This is a genomic window from Bacillus sp. D386 (genome assembly GCF_006346415.1).
Map to the genome: position 1 here is coordinate 319,148 of NZ_VEMV01000005.1, position 21,190 is coordinate 340,337.

General features: G+C 38.4%; 22 protein-coding genes. 7 read left to right on the top strand and 15 right to left on the bottom strand.

The annotated features are described in order from the left end of the window. Positions 1-175 precede the first annotated feature (175 nt). Positions 176-547, bottom strand: a complete 372-nt coding sequence (locus FHY45_RS16505; RefSeq protein WP_066105160.1) for a DUF308 domain-containing protein — start codon at positions 545-547, stop codon at positions 176-178. Between the two features lie 153 nt (positions 548-700). On the opposite strand from FHY45_RS16505, the gene FHY45_RS16510 reads away from it, so the two are divergent. After that, complete coding sequence (locus tag FHY45_RS16510; protein ID WP_066105163.1) at positions 701-1,279, top strand: 5' nucleotidase, NT5C type; 579 nt, start codon at positions 701-703, stop codon at positions 1,277-1,279. Between the two features lie 39 nt (positions 1,280-1,318). On the opposite strand, the gene FHY45_RS16515 is transcribed toward FHY45_RS16510, so the two are convergent. From FHY45_RS16515 to FHY45_RS16525, 3 genes are read right to left on the bottom strand one after another with little or no spacing between them, the layout of a single operon-like run. After that, on the bottom strand, positions 1,319-1,753 hold the full coding sequence (locus FHY45_RS16515) for a Fur family transcriptional regulator (protein ID WP_066105166.1): 435 nt from the start codon (positions 1,751-1,753) through the stop codon (positions 1,319-1,321). Positions 1,754-1,767: 14 nt separating this feature from the next. After that, positions 1,768-2,601: a metal ABC transporter permease gene (locus FHY45_RS16520; RefSeq protein WP_066105169.1), complete on the bottom strand. Its 834-nt coding sequence runs from the start codon at positions 2,599-2,601 to the stop codon at positions 1,768-1,770. A gap of 15 nt (positions 2,602-2,616) precedes the next feature. After that, complete coding sequence (locus tag FHY45_RS16525) at positions 2,617-3,372, bottom strand: metal ABC transporter ATP-binding protein (RefSeq protein ID WP_066105172.1); 756 nt, start codon at positions 3,370-3,372, stop codon at positions 2,617-2,619. Positions 3,373-3,519: 147 nt separating this feature from the next. Here FHY45_RS16525 and FHY45_RS16530 point away from each other — a divergent pair, with 147 nt between their 5' ends. Further along, a complete protein-coding gene (locus FHY45_RS16530; protein ID WP_066105175.1) occupies positions 3,520-3,777 on the top strand; it encodes a DUF2624 family protein in 258 nt (85 codons plus the stop codon). 36 nt (positions 3,778-3,813) lie between these two features. Here the strand turns inward: FHY45_RS16530 and FHY45_RS16535 are convergent, their stop codons facing one another. Next, positions 3,814-4,710, bottom strand: coding sequence for a deoxyribonuclease IV (locus tag FHY45_RS16535; protein ID WP_139892580.1), 897 nt, complete (start codon positions 4,708-4,710; stop codon positions 3,814-3,816). A gap of 14 nt (positions 4,711-4,724) precedes the next feature. Further along, complete coding sequence (locus FHY45_RS16540; RefSeq protein ID WP_225983608.1) at positions 4,725-6,020, bottom strand: DEAD/DEAH box helicase; 1,296 nt, start codon at positions 6,018-6,020, stop codon at positions 4,725-4,727. Between the two features lie 210 nt (positions 6,021-6,230). On the opposite strand from FHY45_RS16540, the gene vrrA reads away from it, so the two are divergent. Further along, on the top strand, positions 6,231-6,839 hold the full coding sequence (gene vrrA / locus FHY45_RS16545) for a VrrA/YqfQ family protein (protein WP_139892582.1): 609 nt from the start codon (positions 6,231-6,233) through the stop codon (positions 6,837-6,839). A gap of 148 nt (positions 6,840-6,987) precedes the next feature. After that, positions 6,988-7,929 carry a 4-hydroxy-3-methylbut-2-enyl diphosphate reductase gene (locus tag FHY45_RS16550; RefSeq protein ID WP_066105183.1) on the top strand — a complete coding sequence of 314 codons (942 nt, stop codon included), beginning with the start codon at positions 6,988-6,990 and terminating at the stop codon, positions 7,927-7,929. Positions 7,930-8,715: 786 nt separating this feature from the next. On the opposite strand, the gene FHY45_RS16555 is transcribed toward FHY45_RS16550, so the two are convergent. Continuing rightward, entirely contained in the window at positions 8,716-9,837 is a 1,122-nt protein-coding gene (locus tag FHY45_RS16555; protein WP_139892584.1) for a Nif3-like dinuclear metal center hexameric protein, read from the bottom strand. After that, entirely contained in the window at positions 9,837-10,544 is a 708-nt protein-coding gene (locus tag FHY45_RS16560; protein ID WP_066105189.1) for a tRNA (adenine(22)-N(1))-methyltransferase, read from the bottom strand. Before FHY45_RS16560 ends, FHY45_RS16555 begins: the two co-directional genes overlap by 1 nt. A 201-nt stretch (positions 10,545-10,745) precedes the next feature. Here FHY45_RS16560 and FHY45_RS16565 point away from each other — a divergent pair, with 201 nt between their 5' ends. Genes FHY45_RS16565 through FHY45_RS16575 form a run of 3 tightly spaced genes read left to right on the top strand, consistent with a single transcriptional unit; the run spans position 10,746 to position 13,458 of the window. Further along, a complete protein-coding gene (locus tag FHY45_RS16565; RefSeq protein WP_139892587.1) occupies positions 10,746-11,549 on the top strand; it encodes a GDSL-type esterase/lipase family protein in 804 nt (267 codons plus the stop codon). A gap of 3 nt (positions 11,550-11,552) precedes the next feature. After that, complete coding sequence (locus FHY45_RS16570) at positions 11,553-12,473, top strand: ABC transporter ATP-binding protein (RefSeq protein WP_066105192.1); 921 nt, start codon at positions 11,553-11,555, stop codon at positions 12,471-12,473. Next, a complete protein-coding gene (locus FHY45_RS16575) occupies positions 12,466-13,458 on the top strand; it encodes an ABC transporter permease (protein ID WP_066105195.1) in 993 nt (330 codons plus the stop codon). Before FHY45_RS16570 ends, FHY45_RS16575 begins: the two co-directional genes overlap by 8 nt. 134 nt (positions 13,459-13,592) lie before the next feature. Here FHY45_RS16575 and cccA read toward each other — a convergent pair whose 3' ends face one another. The 7 genes from cccA to FHY45_RS16610 form a co-directional block, all read right to left on the bottom strand. Next, positions 13,593-13,949, bottom strand: a complete 357-nt coding sequence (cccA, locus tag FHY45_RS16580) for a cytochrome c550 (RefSeq protein WP_066105198.1) — start codon at positions 13,947-13,949, stop codon at positions 13,593-13,595. 382 nt (positions 13,950-14,331) lie between these two features. Further along, positions 14,332-15,468: an RNA polymerase sigma factor RpoD gene (rpoD, locus tag FHY45_RS16585; protein ID WP_066105200.1), complete on the bottom strand. Its 1,137-nt coding sequence runs from the start codon at positions 15,466-15,468 to the stop codon at positions 14,332-14,334. 37 nt (positions 15,469-15,505) lie between these two features. After that, the gene (gene dnaG / locus FHY45_RS16590; protein WP_139892589.1) at positions 15,506-17,323 is read right to left on the bottom strand and encodes a DNA primase; all 1,818 of its coding nucleotides are present in this window, start codon (positions 17,321-17,323) and stop codon (positions 15,506-15,508) included. 41 nt (positions 17,324-17,364) lie between these two features. Continuing rightward, complete coding sequence (locus FHY45_RS16595) at positions 17,365-17,856, bottom strand: YaiI/YqxD family protein (protein WP_066105206.1); 492 nt, start codon at positions 17,854-17,856, stop codon at positions 17,365-17,367. Positions 17,857-18,101: 245 nt separating this feature from the next. Next, complete coding sequence (locus tag FHY45_RS16600) at positions 18,102-18,908, bottom strand: pyruvate, water dikinase regulatory protein (RefSeq protein WP_066105209.1); 807 nt, start codon at positions 18,906-18,908, stop codon at positions 18,102-18,104. Positions 18,909-18,952: 44 nt separating this feature from the next. After that, positions 18,953-19,588 carry a transcriptional regulator CcpN gene (gene ccpN / locus FHY45_RS16605; protein ID WP_175354274.1) on the bottom strand — a complete coding sequence of 212 codons (636 nt, stop codon included), beginning with the start codon at positions 19,586-19,588 and terminating at the stop codon, positions 18,953-18,955. A 138-nt stretch (positions 19,589-19,726) separates the two neighbouring features. After that, positions 19,727-21,109, bottom strand: a complete 1,383-nt coding sequence (locus FHY45_RS16610; protein WP_066105215.1) for a glycine--tRNA ligase — start codon at positions 21,107-21,109, stop codon at positions 19,727-19,729. Positions 21,110-21,190: the final 81 nt, after the last annotated feature.

The following is a 21,190-nucleotide window of genomic DNA, read 5'->3' on the forward strand; positions in this document are numbered from 1 at the left end:
GGTATGAGAATTTATTCTTTTGCCTAGTATATGTAAACAAAGAACTTCAAAATAATAATTATTTTGAAGTTCTTTGTTTTATATCTGTTATTTATGATTGGAGGGATTGGATAAAAATCCAACCCCTAAACTATTTGAGATTTGAAAGCCCATAAACGATAGCATGCCTACTGTATTAGAAAAAGGGATATACCAAAAGACCAGCAACAACAGAAAATACACCAATTACTATTGCTGCTATCCCCATCATACGCGATTCAGTTTTCATCGCAAAAATCCCTGCGACAATGCCAATTGTTCCAAAAATCACCGGCATAAAAAATAGAGAGGCAATTGACAAGGCTAACGCCACTATACCAAAGCTGCTAGCTTTAGAAGTGGTCTTATTATTATTTCCTGTTTGACTATGACGTCTGTATTCAGCAGAATCCATAAATTCTGCTCCGGTCTCCTCATGATAATTTAGCTTTTGACACACGACTTCATTTTTAAATTTATCTCTTTTATTTCTTGCATTCCAATGTCTTTTTGAGGCTGACAATAGCATTCCCTACCTTCCTTTATTGAAGCCTTCCTAGTTTGCTCCATAAAAGGCTTACTCATAAGCAGAGATTGTTGCATGAATCTACAAAATTTAGAAAAGCAATTTGTCGCATTTTGATGTAAACTACATACAAACATATTTTGGAGGAAATGCTTCATGTCAAAACCTAAACGTTTTGGAATAGATATTGATGGTACCATCACTACACAGGATTCCATGCTTCCTTATATCAACAAAGCCTTTCGCTTACAATTAACATTAGAGGATATTAACCAATATGAATTTTATCCGTTTGTAAATGTTCCAGAGCATGAATTTGATCTTTGGTTTCAAAAACACGAACCCATCATCTATTCTGAATCACCTATGGCAAAGGATGCCAAACGAGTTTTACAGGAATGGAAAGAAATATATGAACTGTTTTTCATCAGTGCCAGAAATCAAACTTTATTGCCGGTTACAAAGGAGTGGTTCAGTAAAAACGATTTACTGTATCACCACATCGAATTAATCGGTACGCATAATAAAATTGCAACGGTAAAAAAACACGAAATCGATCTTTTCTTTGAGGATAAGCACGATAACGCTGTTGCAATTGCTGAAGAATGTGAAATTCCAGTCATCTTATTTGACGCACCTTATAATCGAATGGCTATCCCAAACAATGTGATCAGGGTGGAAAATTGGGCAGAAGCCTATCAGTGGGTAAACCATTGGACTAAGGAAAATCGGTAATAAAAAGGAGCCACTCTCCAATCGCAGAATGGCTCCTTTCTAGTTACTTTGTTGTATATTCTCCTGCAAACAATCTGGACATCTTCCGTATATTTCAAATTTATGTCCTGAAATATCATATCCTTTAAAATCCTCTGTTATTTTTTCCATTGGACATAACTCTACATTACGAGTTTTTCCGCATTCCATACAAATGAAATGATGATGATGATGATTTCCAACACAAGCAAATCGAAATCTTTTTTCACCAGATAACTCAGTGGTTTCTAGAATCCCTAAGTTTGCATACAAGGATAAATTTCGGTATATCGTGTCATAGCTCATACCTGGGTACGAACTTTTCAATTTTTCAAGGACTTCTTTGGCTGTTAAATAACGATTGCTCTTCGAAAAAAGTTCAAGCATGTCTTCACGCTTCTCAGTGTATTTGTAGCCCTTATCTTTCAAGAGTTGTATTGCTTCTTTAACATCCATCTTCAGATACCTCCTTACGCAGTCATTCTCCATTTCTTGATAAAAATTGTGATTAAAAGAATGATAATTGCCAATACAACGATTGTACCACCCGGAGCAAGATTTAAGTAATAGGATGTGAATAATCCGCCTATTACAGCCAATTCTCCAAACAGAATGGAAATAAAAATGGTTTGTTTAAACCCCTTCGCTACTTTTAAGGCAGCCGCTACCGGTAAAGTCATTAATGAAGAAACAAGCAGGACACCCACAATTCTCATAGAAATGGCAATGACCAAAGCAACGAGCACGATAAAGATAAAGTGAATCGCTTTAGCCGGTATTCCGGAAGTTTTAGCATGCTCCTCATCAAAGGATAAAAGGAATAATTCTTTATATAAGAATATAACAATTGCGATAACAGCAATACTGATTGCCAAAACAATCCATAAGTCTGTCCGACTTACCGCACTGACACTCCCAAATAAATATCCAAATAAATCAGTCGTGAAGCCATTAGCGAGCGAGATAAAAATCGCTCCCAACCCTACTCCTCCGGAAAGAATGATTGGAATGGCAAGTTCCTGATAATGTTTATAGACTGAACGCAGTCGCTCTATAAAAAGCGATCCCGTTACCGAGAAGGCCATCCCCATATATAAAGGGTTGATAGGACCCAGTGCAGGCACTTCCTTACTTAGTAACAAACTGAATGCAATTCCAGTCAGGGTTACATGGCTAAGGGCATCTGCAATTAAGGAGAGTTTTCGAACTACAATAAATACACCCAACAGCGGAGCAATAATACCAATCACAATCCCCGCTAGAAAGGCATTTTGTAGAAATTCATACTGAAACATTGATAACATACTACTTCCTCCAAATTAATGATCATGTGTTAATGTATAAACATCATGGCCATAAAAAGCTGACATATCCTTATCATCTAAATGTTCATATTCACATGTATTCCCGTGAAAATGCAATTGTTTATTTAGACATGCAATATGAGTGACCTTTTCTGTAATGGTACCAGTATCGTGAGTAACCAAAATAAGTGTCAATCCAAGGTTACGGTTTAAATCGTAAAGCAGGTCATAAAAATTAGTAACATTCTTTACATCTACACCAACTGTAGGTTCATCCAGTATTAACATAGCAGGATCGCTGACCAGTGCTCTTGCAATGAATACCCGTTGTTGCTGACCGCCCGATAATTCTCCAATTGGTCTTTTGATGAAATCCTGCATTCCTACTTCTTTGAGCGCTTTCACCACTTTTTGGCGATGAGTTTTATTATAGAAACGAAAAAGTCCTATTTTCTTCGTTAATCCGCTTGCTACAACTTCTTCCACTGTAGCTGGGAAACCACTGTTAAAGGAATTGGCCTTTTGTGATACATAGCCAATTTTCTCCCAATTTTTAAATTTGTTTATTTTCTCACCGAATAAGAAAATTTCTCCTTGCTGTACTTTATTTAATCCAAGCATCAGCTTCAGCAATGTTGATTTGCCAGAACCGTTCGGTCCGACAATAGCTAGAAAATCTCCATCCTTGACGGATAAATTAATATCTTCCAGAACGTTTTCTCTCTCATATTTATAAGTAACATGTTCAATTTTAATTAAGTCATTATTCATAATCGGCCACCTGTTAATAAGAATGATTACGATTTACCTCAAGTAGTATACAGGACAATTTCAGTAAAGTAAACACATTTACTTAATATTGTATAATTTAGTTCATTTTTTTCTGTCCTTTTCATATGGTAAACATGGGGTGGTAATTTGAAGCTATTTGAAAGCATTGTTAACTTAAAAATCAATCGTATCACTGCCAGTGAATTGCTTGATTTTGCCGGGCAGAATGGTTTAACTTTAACAAAAACGGAAGCTGAGGAAATAACCAAACTAATCCGGGGGAAATCCGTTAATATTTTTGATCAGACTGAACGAAAACAGCTTTTAAAAAATATCGAGAAAATTACCGGTGCTGAGAAAGCGCAGAAAATCGAGAAAATATTTTATAGCATGATCGGAATTTAAAAAGGAAGCAGTACATCTGTACTGCTCCCCTTCTCTTTATACCGTTTGTCCAAGCATGGAAGCTTGAAAATCTACCCAAGCTCCATCTCTTAGCATATCAATTTCATGTTTATACGGTGCTTTTTTGTTTGTTTTATCCGTACCTACAAATGGAGTCTCCAATATTTTTGGTACAGAGCTTAATTGTGGATGATGGACAATGTAATGAAGAGGCTGAAAACCAATATTTCCATACCCGATATTTTCATGTCGGTCTTTTCTCATTCCACATTCATTTTTACTGTCATTAATATGCAGCACTTTAATACGATCTACACCGACAGTTTTATCAAAATGATTTAAAACGCCATCAAAATCATTCACAATATCATAACCCGCATCATGCGTATGACAAGTATCAAAGCAAACACTCAGCTTATCATTGTGTGTAACTCCATCGATAATCATCGCTAATTCTTCAAAACTTCTTCCACACTCTGAGCCCTTGCCGGCCATCGTTTCTAATGCGATTTGGACTTTTTGATCAGGGGTAATGACTTCATTTAATCCCTCGATGATCTTTTTAATACCTACTTCTGAACCTTCTCCGACATGAGCACCTGGATGCAATACAATTTGGTAGGCCCCCAGAGCTTCCGTCCGTTCGATTTCCGAACGAAGAAAATCAACACCCAATTGGAAAGTAGCGGGATTTACTGCGTTACCGATATTGATAATATAAGGAGCATGGACAACGATATCGCTCATTCCATTTTCCTCCATATGCAATAGGCCTGCTGCAATATTTAAATCCTCGATTTTCTTTCTTCTTGTGTTTTGAGGAGCGCCTGTATAAATCATAAATGTATTGGCACCATAAGAAGCTGCTTCTTCACTTGCGCCTAAAAGCATTTTCTTTCCGCTCATGGAAACATGTGATCCAATTTTAAGCATCCATTTGCCCCCTTTTATCTTTTCTTTAAGCGTCTTTCTCTCTTTTTGATTTTTTCTACTTCTGCTTTAACTTTCTTTTTATAGCCAGGCTTTACTTTACGTAAATGCTTAGAGAATTTACCATAATTCTTTACCTCACCGGCTGCTTTAGGTGAATTTTTACGTTTTTTACGCTTATTGCGGTCATCAATTTCAACCCATTCACCTTTTACTACGTCACGGTTGCTGAATGTTACACCCATGGATTCGAGTTTATTCAGAGCTTGATCATCCTTCTCTTCATAAAGGGTAACAGCGACTCCGGACATACCTGCGCGCGCTGTACGGCCACAGCGATGGATATAGAAATCCAAGTCCTGAGGAAGTTCATAGTTAATCACATGACTTACACCTTCAATATCAATACCTCTTGCTGCTAGGTCTGTCGCTACAACATATTGATATTTAAGAGCATTAATCTCTTTCATAACCCTTTTTCTTTCTCTTGCCGGTAAGTTACCGTGTAGTCTTCCTACCTGCAATCCCTTTTCAAGGAGGGCATCTGCCAGCTCATCTGCGTTTTGCTTTGTGTTAGCAAAAATAAGCACAAGGAAAGGATTTTGAAGTTCAATAATTGACTTAACCAATTGAACCTTGTCTCGGTGTCTAACAGGAACGAGAATGTGCTCCAATTTTTCTACAGACACTTTTGTCGGATCCACATGGATATGTTTCGGATTGTTCATATACTTTTTCAAGAATGGCTGTAGCTTTTCTGGAATTGTCGCAGAAAATACTAGCATTTGCAGCTTAGGAGCCATCCTTGAAGCGATTTTATCCACATCTTCCATAAATCCTAAATCAATCATTAAATCAGCTTCATCAACTACTAAAATATCGGCAGAAAAAACACTCAACGCATTTTCTTCCGATAAATCTTTAATACGACCAGGTGTACCGATCACAAGCTGTGGTTGAACGGTGAGCTTGTCAATTGAACGTTGTTTATCTGTTCCACCTACATAGCTTTTTATATGAATTTGTTTATCTTCAGGAAATTTCTCATTCAAAGAAACAGCAGCTTTATAAATTTGGGCCGCTAATTCTCTCGTCGGTGCCGTAATTACAGCCTGTACTTCCATCTTTTCCTGATTGATTTTAGCCATGATCGGCAATAGAAAAGAATGGGTTTTTCCAGTGCCAGTTTGTGACTGCCCTATAATACTCTTACCGCTAAATACAGCTGGAATGACTCTTTCCTGTATGATTGTCGGCTCCTTAAATCCTACCTTCTCAACAGCTTCCAATACATATTCGGGTAACTTAAACATTTTAAATGAACTCATTTTTTACCAACTTTCTGACATGCTTACAAGCTTTTTAGCAACTATCCTTCTCATATTACCTTATGTGAAGGACTAATAACAAGTTTTTGTAGATTAAAAGCCTATTCTTTCATATATTCGCACTTTACCGTCCCTAACTGACATATTCTATTATGGGAACTTAAGTAAAATATTGAATAGAAAGGAGGGTTAAATATGCCGCCTATGAGACCACCCATTTTCGGCCCGCCACGAGGACCAGGCTTTATCAGAGGTTCTGCCCCACCACAATTTAATACAAGAGGATTATTCGGTCCACCTATGCCAAGGAGAGGAATTCCTTTTGGAGCAGCAAGTGCTCCCAAGCAAGGAGGAGGATTTCTGGCTTCTTTGTTTGGCAGAGGAGGAGGTTCCGGCTTGGCACAGGGTGCCGGTACAGCTGCTAAAGCTGCCGGAGGAGGTTCCACTTTAACAAATTTTATGAACAGTACGCAAAAGGTGTTAGCAGCAGGGGAACGTGTGGTACCAATGGTTCGCCAAGTTCAGCAATATGGACCTTTAATTAAAAATTTACCATCCATGTGGAAAATTTATCGGGGATTAAATGCAACTACAGCAGAAGATCAAGAAGAAGCTATCGATCAGGTCGACTCAAACATTTTGGAGTCATCCAACCATATAGAATCTTCAGCTTCTCTTAAAAGCTCTAAAAAGGAAAAGAATGAATCTAGCGAAATAGACTATTCACACGAGCTTCCTGGAAGCACAATAATAAAATCGAAACCTCAAAATGTGAAACCATCCCTGCCAAAGCTTTTCATCTAACTATATAGCGCCCCTAAAAGGAGCGCTTTTCTACATATGCAATATCTCCCGAAGGATTTCTTTTTGTAAGTTTTTAATCACTCGCTTATAATATAAGAAACACTCCATCTGTCAAACAGACATGGAGCAAGGAGGTTTTTTTGAATTAATGAAAGTAGTTAAAATTTCCCCAAGAGGATATTGTTACGGCGTTGTTGATGCGATGGTTATCGCCAGAAATGCCGCTTTAGATAAAACTTTGCCACGCCCTATTTATATTCTGGGTATGATTGTTCATAATCAGCATGTAACGGAAGCGTTTGAACAAGATGGGATTATCACCCTCGACGGCAAAGACCGTAAAGAAATAATCGAGAAGGTTGATTCCGGCACTGTCATCTTTACTGCTCACGGTATCTCACCTGAAGTAAGAGAAATTGCCAAACAAAAGGGGCTTGTAACGATTGACGCAACCTGTCCGGATGTAACAGCAACTCATAATTTAATTGAAGCAAAAGAAAAAGAAGGATATGATATCATTTATATCGGTAAGAAAGGCCACCCGGAACCTGAAGGCGCCGTTGGTGTAGCCCCGGATATCGTCCATCTCGTTGAGTCCAAACAAGATATTGATGACCTCACAATTGAAAACGAGAAAATCATTGTGACCAACCAAACAACTATGAGTCAGTGGGATGTTGCCGACTTAATAGATGAAGTTAAGAAAAAATATCCTGCAGCAGAAATTCATAAAGAAATTTGCATGGCTACTCAAGTCCGTCAGGAAGCTGTTGCTGAGCAAGCAAAAGACCTTGACGTTCTTATTGTAGTTGGAGATCCTAAGAGTAATAACTCAAACAGATTAGCACAGGTATCGGAAGAAATCGCCCATACAAAAGCCTATCGAATTGCTGATGTCAGCGAGTTGGAAATAGAATGGATTAAAGATGCTCAAGTAGTTGGTGTAACAGCTGGAGCATCCACACCAACACCTATTACCAAAGAAGTCATTACATTCTTGGAACAGTTCGACCCGGCTGATTCATCGACATGGAAAACGGAAAAGAAAGTACCTCTTTCCAAAATATTACCTAAAGTGAAAGTGAAATAATGCAATAGCTACAAAGAAAAAAGGACCCAGGGGTCCTTTTTTCTTTGTATTACTCTATCTTCAGGCCTTAACCGCTCGAGTCATCATAAGACAGGACGTTTTGGTCACAAAGACGTGGCCACACAACGTGGCGTTCTTAGTCTTTGTTCCTCAACCAATCGTCTCAACTTTTTAGTCAATCCAGCTTCGACGGCTAGAAGCTCAGGACATAAGCATGACCTCTACAGGAGGAAAGAACACCTCCTTCCGAGCCCCTGTCTTATGCTCCTCGCGGGCCTACAGGATGTAGGTCATGAAGACGTTGCCACAGGACGTGGCGCTTTTAGTCTTCGTTCCTTTTACAGCCCTTCAGCCTTTTATGTAATCTAGCTTCAGGGCCTAGGAGCTCGGGACATAAGCAAAGCCACTGCGGGGGAAGTGCATCCCCTACGTGCCTTTGTCTTATGCTCCTCGCTCCTGAGCAAGGCCCTTCAGCTTTTTATTTAATCTAGCTTCGACTCCTAGTCCCTCGAGTCATAAGGATAGCCTCTGCGGGGGAGGAACATCCCCTCCGAGCCTCTCTCTTATGCTTTTCAGAGGCCTACAGGATGTAGGTCACAAAGATGTTGCCACACGACGTGGCGTTCTTAGTCTTTGTTCCTCAACCAGTCGTCTCAGCCTTTTAGTCAATCCAGCTTCGACGGCTAGAAGCTCAGGACATAAGCATGACCTCTACAGGAGGAAAGAACACCTCCTTCCGAGCCCCTGTCTTATGCTCCTCGCTTCTGGGCAAGCCGCCTCAGCTTTTTAGATTACCTGGAATGGGTTTGTGTCTATTTGAGATGCTATGAATTCTATTTCATAGCCGGAGTTTTTGCATAGGGATGTCATTTTTTTGGCGACGCCCTGTTTCATAATTTTTTCAACATTATGGCCAGGGTCAATGATATTCATCCCTTCTTGTTTAAAATCAACGGCTGTATGGTAATAAATATCTCCAGTAATAAATACGTCAGCACCAGCAAATTGAGCTGTTCTTACAAATTTATCACCGTCTCCGCCTAAAACAGCTACCTTCTTCACTATCGCGTCCAGATTCCCGATTACACGAACAGAAGTTACATCCAGTGCCTGTTTGACATGCTCTGCATATTCTCTTAAAGACATAGCCTCTGAGATAGCACCTACTCGACCTAAACCAAATTCCTTACCTGACTCGTTTTCAAGAACATACAAATCGTAAGCGACTTCTTCGTAAGGATGAGCTTTGAGCATTGCTTTTACGACTTTGTTTGTAATAGATTCCGGAACAATTACTTCTATTTTTACTTCTTCTACGTATTCAAACTCGCCAGAAGACCCAATATACGGATCTGCCTCTTGATTTGGCTTAAATCTACCCGTGCCTGATAGGGTAAAACTGCAATGACTGTAATTGCCCAAATTGCCTGCACCAGCTTTTCCTAATGCTTCACGCACTTCAGTTTCAGCTGAAGTAGGCGTATATACGGCTAATTTGTAAAGTTTTTCTCGATGGGTAACCTTCAAAACAGAAGTATTCTCTAGTCCCAATGCATCAGCAAGCATATCATTGACCCCGCCCTCCGCGATGTCAAGATTCGTATGCGCTGCATACAGAGCAATATCATTTTTAATTAATTTTTCAATCGTTCTCCCTGCAGGCTGATCAGGGATGATTTTTTTTAATGGCCGAAAAATTAACGGGTGATGTGCAATTATTAAATCTACACCTTGATTTACAGCTTCATCAACCACTTCTTCCGTTACATCCAATGCCACAATAACTTTCTTTACTTTTTTAGCAAGACTACCTACCTGCAATCCAATTGGATCTCCATCCTCAGCTAAATATTTGGGAGAAAAGCTTTCAAAAAGCTGGATGACTTCATAACCATTCGGTGTTTTCATTATTGAAGCGCCTCCTCTACCAACTCTATGGATTTTTGGATTTCTTCTTTCTTTTCCTGAGTCCGTTCGTTTTCACTGGACTCTATTTGTTTCAAAATCTTATTCCAATGCTTTAACTCCATTGTCCACTTTTTCATAAAGATAGGATTCTTTTCTTTCAATAAAAATGGCCCCATTAATTCTGCTGCTTCAAAAGGTAATTCTCGATAAGACTTCAATGGCTCTCCTTTTTCCGCTACTAAAATTTCATATATTTTTTCGTCCTCTTCCAGGATTTCTTCCGCTTTCAATTCCCAACCCTCGGCAATCAGCCATTTCCGGATAAACTGAGCACCAATATTGGGTTGAAGAATTAAGGTCTCCCGTCCTGATAGTTTAGATTTTCCGTTTTCTAAAATACTCGTTATTAAAGACCCACCCATACCGCATATTGTAATGGATGTTACTTCTCCATGAGATATGACTTCCAGCCCATTTCCTTTACGAACGGATATAGAGTCTTCTAGCTTAGATTCCCTCACCTGGCTTAACGCAGATTGAAACGGACCTTCCACTACTTCTCCTGCAATAGCTTTTTGCACGATGCCTTCTTTAACTGCATAGCAAGGCAAATAAGCATGGTCAGATCCAATATCAGCCAAAACACTGCCCTTTGGCACATAGGAGGTTACTCGCGTTAATCTTTTTGATAATTTATCTACATTCATTACTTCATACTCCACTCTTAATAGGAATTCATTTATTTCTTTAGTATAAGAAAACTCATCCCCTATTGCAAAGGACTTTCTTCAGAACATATTTTTCAGCCAAAATATTCCTCCTTGTTTCAATATTTTGGTTTAATAGAGATAGGAACGTGAAAACTGAAACTATATCAACATCCAAACTATAGTAAAGCAGGTGCGTAAATGAGAAAAAGGTGGGTAACCGGTACAATCCTTATCATTAGTTTACTGACAACGTTTCTATTACTCGTTGGCTTTATTCAGGGTACCAGGGCAGTTATAAACCCTAAGGAGATTAATCAGTATAAAACGGTAAAAGAGAAAGAGCCGCTTACTAAAAAAGACACCACAAAATTGTCTATTGTTGCTCTTGGCGATTCTTTAACTCGAGGTGTTGGCGATGATAGCGGAGATGGATATGTAAAAAGATTAAGCACCAAATTAACAGAGGACTATAATCAGAAGATTAGCTTGTCCAACCTCTCAATCAGCGGAGCTAAAACAACCGATTTACTAACCCTTCTTGATACTTCAGGCACCAAGCATACTCTTAAGAATGCTGATTTAATAGTTATGACAATTGGAGGAAATGATCTCTTTCCCGGTGTCGAAACATTAACAACCAACCTCGCTGAATATACACCAGATACAAATACTTTTGTTAATAACAGCAAGAAAATTATCGAGATAATCCGGTCAAATAATGCGGATGCACCTATCTATTGGATCAGCCTGTACAATCCCTTTGAAGAATTCAAGGAATTAGGGGACACGTCTAAGTTTGTTATTGACTGGAATCACCAGCTGCAAACATTAGCTACCCAATACCCCGAATTACATATCATTCCGGTATTTGACTTATTTCAGGGTCAAGGAAAAAACTTTTTGTACACGGATCATTTTCATCCAAATAAAAAAGGCTACGAGGCTATATCAGAACGATTAATCCAGTCCATCGCAAGCCAACAACAGTTGGGAGGGGATTGATTAATGAGTCAATCTGTATTAAAAGTAGATCATTTAACCAAAGTCATTAAGGGAAATCACCTTGTTGAAGATATCAGCTTTGAAGTGAAGCATGGAGAAGTTTTTGGTTTTTTAGGGCCTAACGGTGCAGGTAAGACAACTACCATCCGAATGCTGGTCGGTTTAATTAAACCAACAAAAGGAACCATTACAATTGCTGGTTACAACCTGCGAACATCATTTAAGCAAGCCATGCGCCAGGTAGGCTCGATTGTAGAAAACCCCGAGCTCTATACGTATCTGACAGGCTGGGAAAATCTCAAACAGTTTGCCCGGATGCTCGGAGATGTCCCGGATAACAGAATCGAGGATATTATAAGGCAGGTAAATCTTGAAAGCAGAATACACGACAAAGTTAAAACTTATTCTCTTGGGATGAAGCAACGCCTTGGAATTGCCCAAGCGTTACTAGGAAATCCGCAATTATTAATATTAGATGAACCTACTAATGGCCTTGATCCATCGGGAATACGGGAATTACGTGAATTTGTCCGTTATTTAGTTGAAACAGAAGGTATCAGCGTATTTATATCCAGTCACTTATTAAGTGAAATCCAATTAATGTGTGACCGGGTAGCCATTATCAATAAAGGAAAAATGATTACCGTTTCTACGGTTAAGGATTTACTTGATCATTCCAGAGACAGGGTCGAGTGGAAGGTCACTCCTATAAGAGAAGCATATGACCTATTGAAAACAAAAGAAAACATACAAGATCTACAAATAAAAGATAATCTGCTGATTTGCAGTTTACAATCGGATTTAATCAGTACATACAATCGATTATTGATTGAAAATGGGATTAACGTACATTCTGTTTATGAAAAGACATTAACCTTAGAGGATCTATTTATGGAGCTGACAGGGGGAATCAATCATGATTGAGTTCGGTAAACTCGTATTTAACGAAGCAGAAAAAATAATTAAAAAGCGGCGTATTGCGGTTATCATCCTAATCCTGTTAGTTCTGATTCCAATTTTCCTTTATGCTCAAAACCAACAGACAAAAGAAACTGAGAAACGGATGGGTACAGATGACTGGCGCGTTGTTCTTCAGCAGAGAATTGTCGAAGGTCAGAACCGCCTTAGCAGTACCGGGATATCAGAAGAGTGGAAACATTATTTAAGCATTCAGGTTAAACAGCAACAATACTATTTGGAGCATGATATTAATCCAAGCTCTCCGGGTGCTCCAACATTTGTAAGGGAGTTCCTAAAGCAGGGAATCGGCATGTTTATACCTTTACTCGTGATGATAGTGGCGATTGATATAATCAGCGGAGAGCGCAGTGACGGCACAATAAAATTATTGCTAACCCGACCTGTGAAAAGGTGGAAGATTCTTTTAAGCAAATATGTGACACTGCTCCTATTTATTTCATTAATTGTTTTAATTGTTATAGCTATGGCTTATTTGTTAGCTGGAATATTCTTTAATTTTTCGGGCTGGAAATTACCGATAGCGACAGGGTTCGAATATGCTAATGGCAACTTGATTACTGATTCCATCCGGCTCATTCCACAGTGGCAATATATTTTAATGTCAGCAGGACTCGTTTGGTATGTCAGCGTTATCGTAGGTACAATCGCTCTTATGGTCTCTATACTGATTCGTAACACGCCTGGTGGTATGGGGGTTATGTTTGCTTCCCTTATTGCAGGCGCTATTTTAAAAGGATTTGCAACGGCCTGGGATGGGGCAAAATATATTTACAGTGTGAATATGGAATTAATCGACTATCTATCAGGTAGTATGCCCATGGTTGATGGAATGACTTTACCTTTCTCCTTGTCCATTTTAGCAATATGGGGACTTGGCGCCCTGCTTGTTTCCTTTATTGTATTTACCCGACAGGATATGCTTAGCTAATGTAAAGAACTTTCCACTTAAGCAAGCTTATTCTCAAATAACAGAAAAAGACAAAAACAGGCTAAGGAAAACGAAATCGTTTCCTTAACCTGTTTTTAAAATAGGGAACCTCTTTTAGAGTCCCGCTCGTATACTTATTTTAAGCCAGCTATAAACTCAACCATATCGTCAACTTTGTCTTCTGGGACAAGTCCGCCAGGCATCATGCCTTTACCATTTACGATACGATCTTTAATAAGCTCTTTATCCGTAACCCCAGTTAGCTTCGGACCTGCTCCACCTTCATAATTACCGCCATGACAAGATAAGCATTGTGCTTTATAAATGTCTTCAGGTTTATCAGCACTTGCTGTTTCTTCTGTTTTTCCACCTTCTTCTTTCTCCTTGGCCATTTTATCAGCATCCCCAAGGCCCTTAATGGATAAGAAAAAGACTAGTGTAAGACCAATCACCATAATTAAAATGTATGGCATAAATGCATTGTTTTTCATAGTAGTTCCCCTCCCCTATGTAAATACTAATTAACCATCAACTTACATTTACCCTTCTTTATTTTACTGTAAAAACCAATTTTGGAAAAGTTATAACTTGCATTTTCTTCAAAGTTTTCCATAGTTTCTACAATTCAAATCAATTTTCGGGATAACATTCCCAGTCAATGACATGGTATTTCTCTATATTCCACCCCACTGAAAACTCTTTACATACACTCCCCTAAGCCAGTTTATTGATTTCAAACAACATTAATATGTACTGATAAACCGAACCACTCGAGGTCAAAATGAAAAGGTCTACTTTATTACAATAAAAAAACAGCTCTACTTAGAAAATCCAGTAGAGCTGTTTTATTTTCAAACCAATTTATGGTATATTCTATTCTAAGAAATCCTTAAGACGTTTACTGCGACTCGGATGGCGTAATTTACGAAGAGCTTTCGCTTCGATTTGTCGAATACGCTCACGTGTTACACCAAATACTTTACCAACCTCTTCCAATGTACGGGTTCTGCCATCATCTAACCCAAAACGTAAACGAAGAACATTCTCTTCACGGTCTGTTAAAGTATCCAATACATCTTCCAGCTGTTCTTTCAATAATTCATATGCTGCATGATCAGAAGGAGATGTGGCATCCTGGTCTTCAATGAAATCTCCCAGGTGAGAGTCATCTTCTTCACCAATTGGTGTTTCTAATGATACAGGTTCTTGAGCAATTTTTAAAATCTCGCGAACTTTTTCCGGTGTTAAGTCCATTTCTTCAGCTATCTCTTCTGGAGAAGGCTCGCGTCCTAAATCTTGAAGGAGCTGTCTTTGGACCCGGATTAGTTTATTAATGGTTTCTACCATATGCACCGGAATACGGATTGTTCTGGCTTGGTCAGCAATAGCACGAGTGATAGCTTGTCTGATCCACCATGTTGCATACGTACTGAATTTGAAACCTTTACGGTAGTCAAATTTCTCAACTGCTTTAATTAACCCCATATTACCTTCCTGAATCAAATCAAGGAACAACATGCCGCGTCCTACGTATCTTTTCGCAATGCTGACAACGAGACGAAGGTTAGCTTCCGCCAGACGTCTTTTCGCTTCTTCATCGCCTTCTTCTATACGCTCTGCCAAAACAATTTCTTCTTCAGCAGATAATAGATCAACACGACCAATTTCCTTTAGGTACATGCGTACAGGGTCATTAATTTTTACACCTGGAGGAACACTTAGATCATTTAAATCAAACTCTTCTTCTTTTTCAAGTTCCTGAGTCCCTGGATTATCATCAGCATCACTTTCATTCACTATATCAATACCCTGTTCTCCAAGATATTCATAAAATTCATCCATTTGTTCTGAATCAAGCACGAAGCTGGAAAGTCTCTCTGCTACATCCTCATAGGTAAGGCGGTTTCGCTTTTTCCCTAGCTCTGTAATAAATTCTTTTACCTGATCTAATGTCATTTCTGTGTTGTTATCTACTTCTTTTTCTTTGGAACGTGCTGACTTTTCAGCCATTTGTTCCCCTCCTTCTCAATCCACTTCTTATTTAAAGTCATAAAGAATTTCTTAACGAGATGAGCTCGATTCCTAATTCGACAGCACGGCTTGTGTCCTGTCTTCTTGTGGCCTCAAGTAGCTCTGCCTCTTTTTCCTTAATGACTAATAATTTTTGATATTTAGTGATTTGGTGGACATAATCATTTAATTCCTGTTCACTCGGATCGTGATTATAGGTCATCATTTCGATTTCTGTTACAATCTTACGTAAATTTGGATCCGGAAGAAAATGCAGAAACAAACTTGTATCAGCTTCGTGGTCTTCTTCATAAAAAGCAAATAAATACGTAATAATGGCCTGGTGATCATCCACTATCATCTGATTTTCTCCAAGCATTTTTTGAATACGAAATGCAAGTTCACGATCATGGAGCATTAAAGCCAGCAAAGTCTCCTCTGCTTTTATATAAGCAGGTTTCATCCGATTATCCCTACGCACAGTAGCAAATGCTTGCATTTGGTTATTCGGATTAGGAGAGTTTTTTGCCTTCTTATTATGTTTACCCACTTTGCTCTGTTGATTAAGCAAAGAATCAAGAGAAAGTGTGAATTCTGTAGCAATTTGCCTCAAATAAAATTCTCTTTCCACTTCACTATCAAGCTTTGCTGTTTCACGAAGGACTTGATCGATGTAGTCCATCTTATCTCCTTCGTTTGCAAAGTTCTTCCCTCTTTTATGGTAAATCATTTTAAAAGAGATATACGTATGAGCGGCCCCTATTATATCATTTTGGAATTTTTCTTCTCCAAATTCCTTGATATAGTCATCGGGATCATACCCATTAGGCATGACTGCAATTTTCACCTGACAGCCGCTCTCCCGGATCAAATCAGCCGTTTTATTTGCTGCCTCTATCCCCGGGGCATCCGAATCATAACAGATGATAATGGTATCTGTACTTCGTTTAAGCAATTGAAGGTGCTGTTCCGTTAATGCTGTACCCATCGTTGCAACACCATTGTGTACCTCTGCACGATCTGCAGATATACAATCAGCAAATCCTTCAAACAAGATAGCTGCGCCTTTTTTTCTTATAAACGGGCGAGCCAGATGATAGTTATATACTATTTTGCTCTTGTTAAATAGAGGTGTCTCAGGACTATTTAAATACTTTGGTTCATCACCGGCTGCAAGCGCTCTTCCAGAAAAAGCAATTGTTTTACCTTGCCTGTCAAAGATCGGAAACATAATTCTATTTCGGAATCGATCGAAATAATTCTGTCCGTCTTCCCGTTTAACCAGCAAACCTGCTTTTTCCATACGTTCGATTGAAAAGTTTCGCTTCTTTAGGAAATTATGCACATAATCCCAGGAATCCAATGAGTACCCTATCTGAAATTTTTCTATGGATTCCATTGTAAATCCACGACTCAGCAGATATTCCAGGGCGTCCTGACCCTGTTTTGTATTTACAAGCAAATGATGGTAAAATTTCCTTAACAGCTCATGTGCTTCCTTCATATCATCGAGTTCATGACGGGGCTTTGTCCCATCCGAAGATTCATTTTCATGAATATCTAATGGTATATTGGCCCTCTCAGCCAAACTTTTTGCAGCTTCTGTGAAGGAATATCCTTCTATGTCCATTAAAAATGTAAATACATTCCCTCCGGCACCACATCCAAAACAATGGAAGATTTGTTTATCAGGGGCTACAGAAAATGATGGACTGTTTTCATTATGAAATGGACATAGACCAAAGTAATTTCGACCTTGTTTTTTTAGCTGAACATATTCACCAACGACATCAGCGATATCATTTTTATTGCGAATTGCGTTCACTGTTTCTTCTGGTATTAATTGGTTTTTCAAATTTTAACACCTGTTTCATAATAAGCATGAATAACTTAATTCTATATCGGTCCCTGAAATCCTTCAATTTTCGACAATATTTTTTGTAATGCTTCCGAAAATTTATTTTTATCAAGGTCCTTTATTTTCCTTGGCCCTTTTTCATACTTGCCGGATCTCCTTGCTTTTGCATTCAAATGCCTGGTTTCAAGAAATGAATCAATTTCATTATCTGTTATCTCTTTACCTCTTGATGTTAAGACGTAAGCATGTTTAGCAAGACATCCTGCAGCCAATCCTATATCTTCAGTAATTACAATATCATGCCGCTTTAAATGATTTAATATATATAAATCTGCCGCATCTCTTCCCGGTTCTACCCATTTCCAGGTAACATCAGGATAACGGTCGGTAGTATTGGTATAGGCTGCCACAAAGTTAATATCTACTTCATATGGTTTGCATACGCTCAAAACCTCTTCTTTAACCGGGCAGGCATCCGCATCTACAAAAACCGTTAAACGACTCTTCCTTTGTATTTCTACATCTCTCATCTTAATCCTTCTTTTTTCCAGGCTGATTATCCATTTGTCGAATTATTTTTTTTAGGACTTCTTGACTTTTTGTTTTTTAAAAGCTTATTCTAGTTTATTCCTTTATAAATAACTCTAAACCTGATGAAAGGTATTTTATCACGATTTTTTATTATAAAATAAATCTTGTCAAATTGCCACACTTTTCACTCGTATAACATAATCCTATATTTTACATGTAAAAAACATGCTTCCGCATGCCTTTTTTATTGTTGTTTATTTACGATATTAACAATAATATTTGCAGTTTCTTCTACGGCCTTATTAGTTACATCAATAACTGGGCAATTTAATTTATTAACAATTGCTTCAAAGTAAGCTAATTCTTCTTTTATGCGATCCATATTTGCATAAACCGCACTATCATTCAATCCAAGAGACTTTAAACGTTCTTTTCTGATATTGTTTAATTTTTCACTGCTAATCGCCAATCCAATGCACTTATTAGGATTTATCTTGAATAATTCTTCAGGAGGTTCAACTTCTGGAACAAGCGGGACATTCGCCACCTTAAATCGTTTATGTGCCAAAAATTGAGATAAAGGAGTTTTTGAGGTACGTGATACACCCAATAGTACAATATCAGCCTTGACAATTCCTTTTGGATCTCTTCCATCATCATATTTCACTGCAAATTCAATTGCCTCAACACGCTTAAAATAATTTTCATCCAGCTTTCTAACCAATCCAGGTTCATTTAAAGCTTGTTCTCCAAACTTATTTTCAAGCGTATCGATGAAAGGTCCAATTATATCAAAGGATACGATCTCTTTTTCTGCAGCTTTTTTAGCCATATACTCGCGTATTTCCGGCTTTACCAATGTATAAGCAATAATTGCATTATCCATTTCAGCTAAGCTCAATACCTCATCAATGGTCGATATATCTTCCACGAATGGTATTCGCTTAAGCGTGATATTATGATTACTAAATTGACTCACTGCTGCCTTTGTCACAAGGTCAGCTGTTTCACCCACTGAATCCGAAACCACATATATGATAGATTGATTCATTGTCTCCTCCAGTAATGAATAATTTCTCTTTTATCTAAAATTGGTTAATGGTCGTCTCTCGCCAAACCAACAAACGCCTTTGTAATGTTTGTTTTAGTTAACCGGCCTGTGACTTCAAAGCCTTTTGGACTCTTTTTAACAACCGGTAGGGCATCAATCTGCTTATCGATTAATTTCTCTGCCACATCAATCAGCAAATCTTCTTTCGTACATATCGTAATATTAGGCATCCTTGTCATAATAATATGTACCGGAATACTGCTTAATTCCTGTTGACCGAGACTAGCTCTTAACAGATCTTTCCTGGAAAGAACACCAACAAGAAGCGACTCTTTATCCACAACAAATAAAGTACCCACATCTTCCAAAAACATGGTGCATATTGCATCATAAACAGATACACCTTCACTGACAACAATCGGTATAGACTGATAATCTCCGACCAATAGCTTTTTAAGATTATCCGTGAGCAATTGGGTTTCCGTCCTGCCTGTGTAGAAATACCCTACACGCGGCCTTGCATCCAAATAACCAGCCATTGTCAGAATCGCTAAGTCTGGGCGCAATGTTGCACGTGTTAAATTTAATTGTTCGGCAATATTTTCGCCTGTAATCGGCCCATTATCTTTAACAATTTGAAGGATCTGTTCTTGTCTTTTGCTTAGTTCGATCTTACTCACCACCCTAAAGTGCCCATATACTTAAATTATATAATTTAATTATAAACTATTTATCCATGAAGTGTAATAAATCCACTTAATTTAAAATAAGCCTGCCCAATAAGGGGACATCGCATTCCTTATTGAGCAAGCTTTACCTTAAAATTTAATTTTTGCTTGTAAAAAGGCTGGAAGTTCTTCGATACTGATACGAGTTTGCTCCATTGTATCACGGTCACGTACAGTTACTTGCTTATCCTCAACTGAATCAAAATCATATGTGATACAGAAAGGTGTTCCAATTTCATCATGACGACGATATCGTTTACCGATAGAACCAGCTTCATCATAGTCTACCATAAAGTCCTCTGACAGTTTGGCAAATACTTCTTTTGCCCCCTCAGAAAGCTTTTTGGACAACGGCAATACTGCAGCTTTGTATGGCGCCAGTGCCGGATGAAGATGCATTACCGTACGGGAAGTACCATCTTCAAGCTGTTCTTCTTCATATGCATCAATTAAGTAAGCCAATGTAACGCGGTCTGCTCCCAGAGATGGCTCAATACAATAAGGAATATACTTTTCGTTTGTCTCAGGATCCAAGTAGTTGAAGTCTTCTCCTGAATACTCCATATGTCTCTTTAAATCAAAGTCTGTACGAGAAGCAATCCCCCAAAGCTCTCCCCAGCCAAATGGGAATTTATATTCAAAATCAGTGGTTGCATTACTGTAATGAGATAGTTCTTCCTCCTCATGGTCACGAAGGCGGAAGTTTTCCTTTTTCATACCTAATGATAACAGCCAATTTTCAGCATAATCTTTCCAATATTGGAACCATTCCAGTTCAGAACCTGGTTTGCAGAAGAATTCCAATTCCATTTGTTCAAATTCACGTGTACGGAATGTAAAGTTACCTGGTGTAATCTCGTTACGGAAGCTCTTACCAACCTGAGCAATACCAAAAGGCAATTTCTTTCTCATTGTACGCTGTACGTTTTTAAAATTAACAAAAATACCTTGTGCTGTTTCAGGACGAAGGAAGATTTCATTTGTACTTGTTTCAGTAACACCCTGGAATGTTTTAAACATTAGGTTAAATTGTCTAATTTCCGTAAAATCCTTTGCTCCACAATCTGGACATGCAATATCATTCTCTTGAATCAATTCTTGCATTTTATCAAAAGATAAGCCATCCACGATCATTTCTGTACCTTTAGCTTGCAATGCATCCTCAATCAATTTATCCGCACGATGACGAGCTTTACATTTCTTACAATCAATCATTGGATCATTAAAGTTTCCGATATGACCGGAAGCCTCCCACGTACGTGGATTCATTAATATTGCAGAATCAAGGCCCACATTGTATGGTGATTCTTGAATAAACTTCTTCCACCATGCTTTTTTAATATTGTTTTTTACCTCTACGCCAAGAGGGCCATAATCCCACGTATTCGCAAGTCCTCCGTAGATTTCGGAGCCGGGAAAAATAAATCCTCTATGTTTCGCGTGTGACACAATTTGATCCATTGATACTGTCATATTCGTTCTCTCCTTTGTACAAATTAAAAAAACTCTCGTCTCTATGCTTTTTAAGAGCATAGGGACGAGAGTTAACCCGCG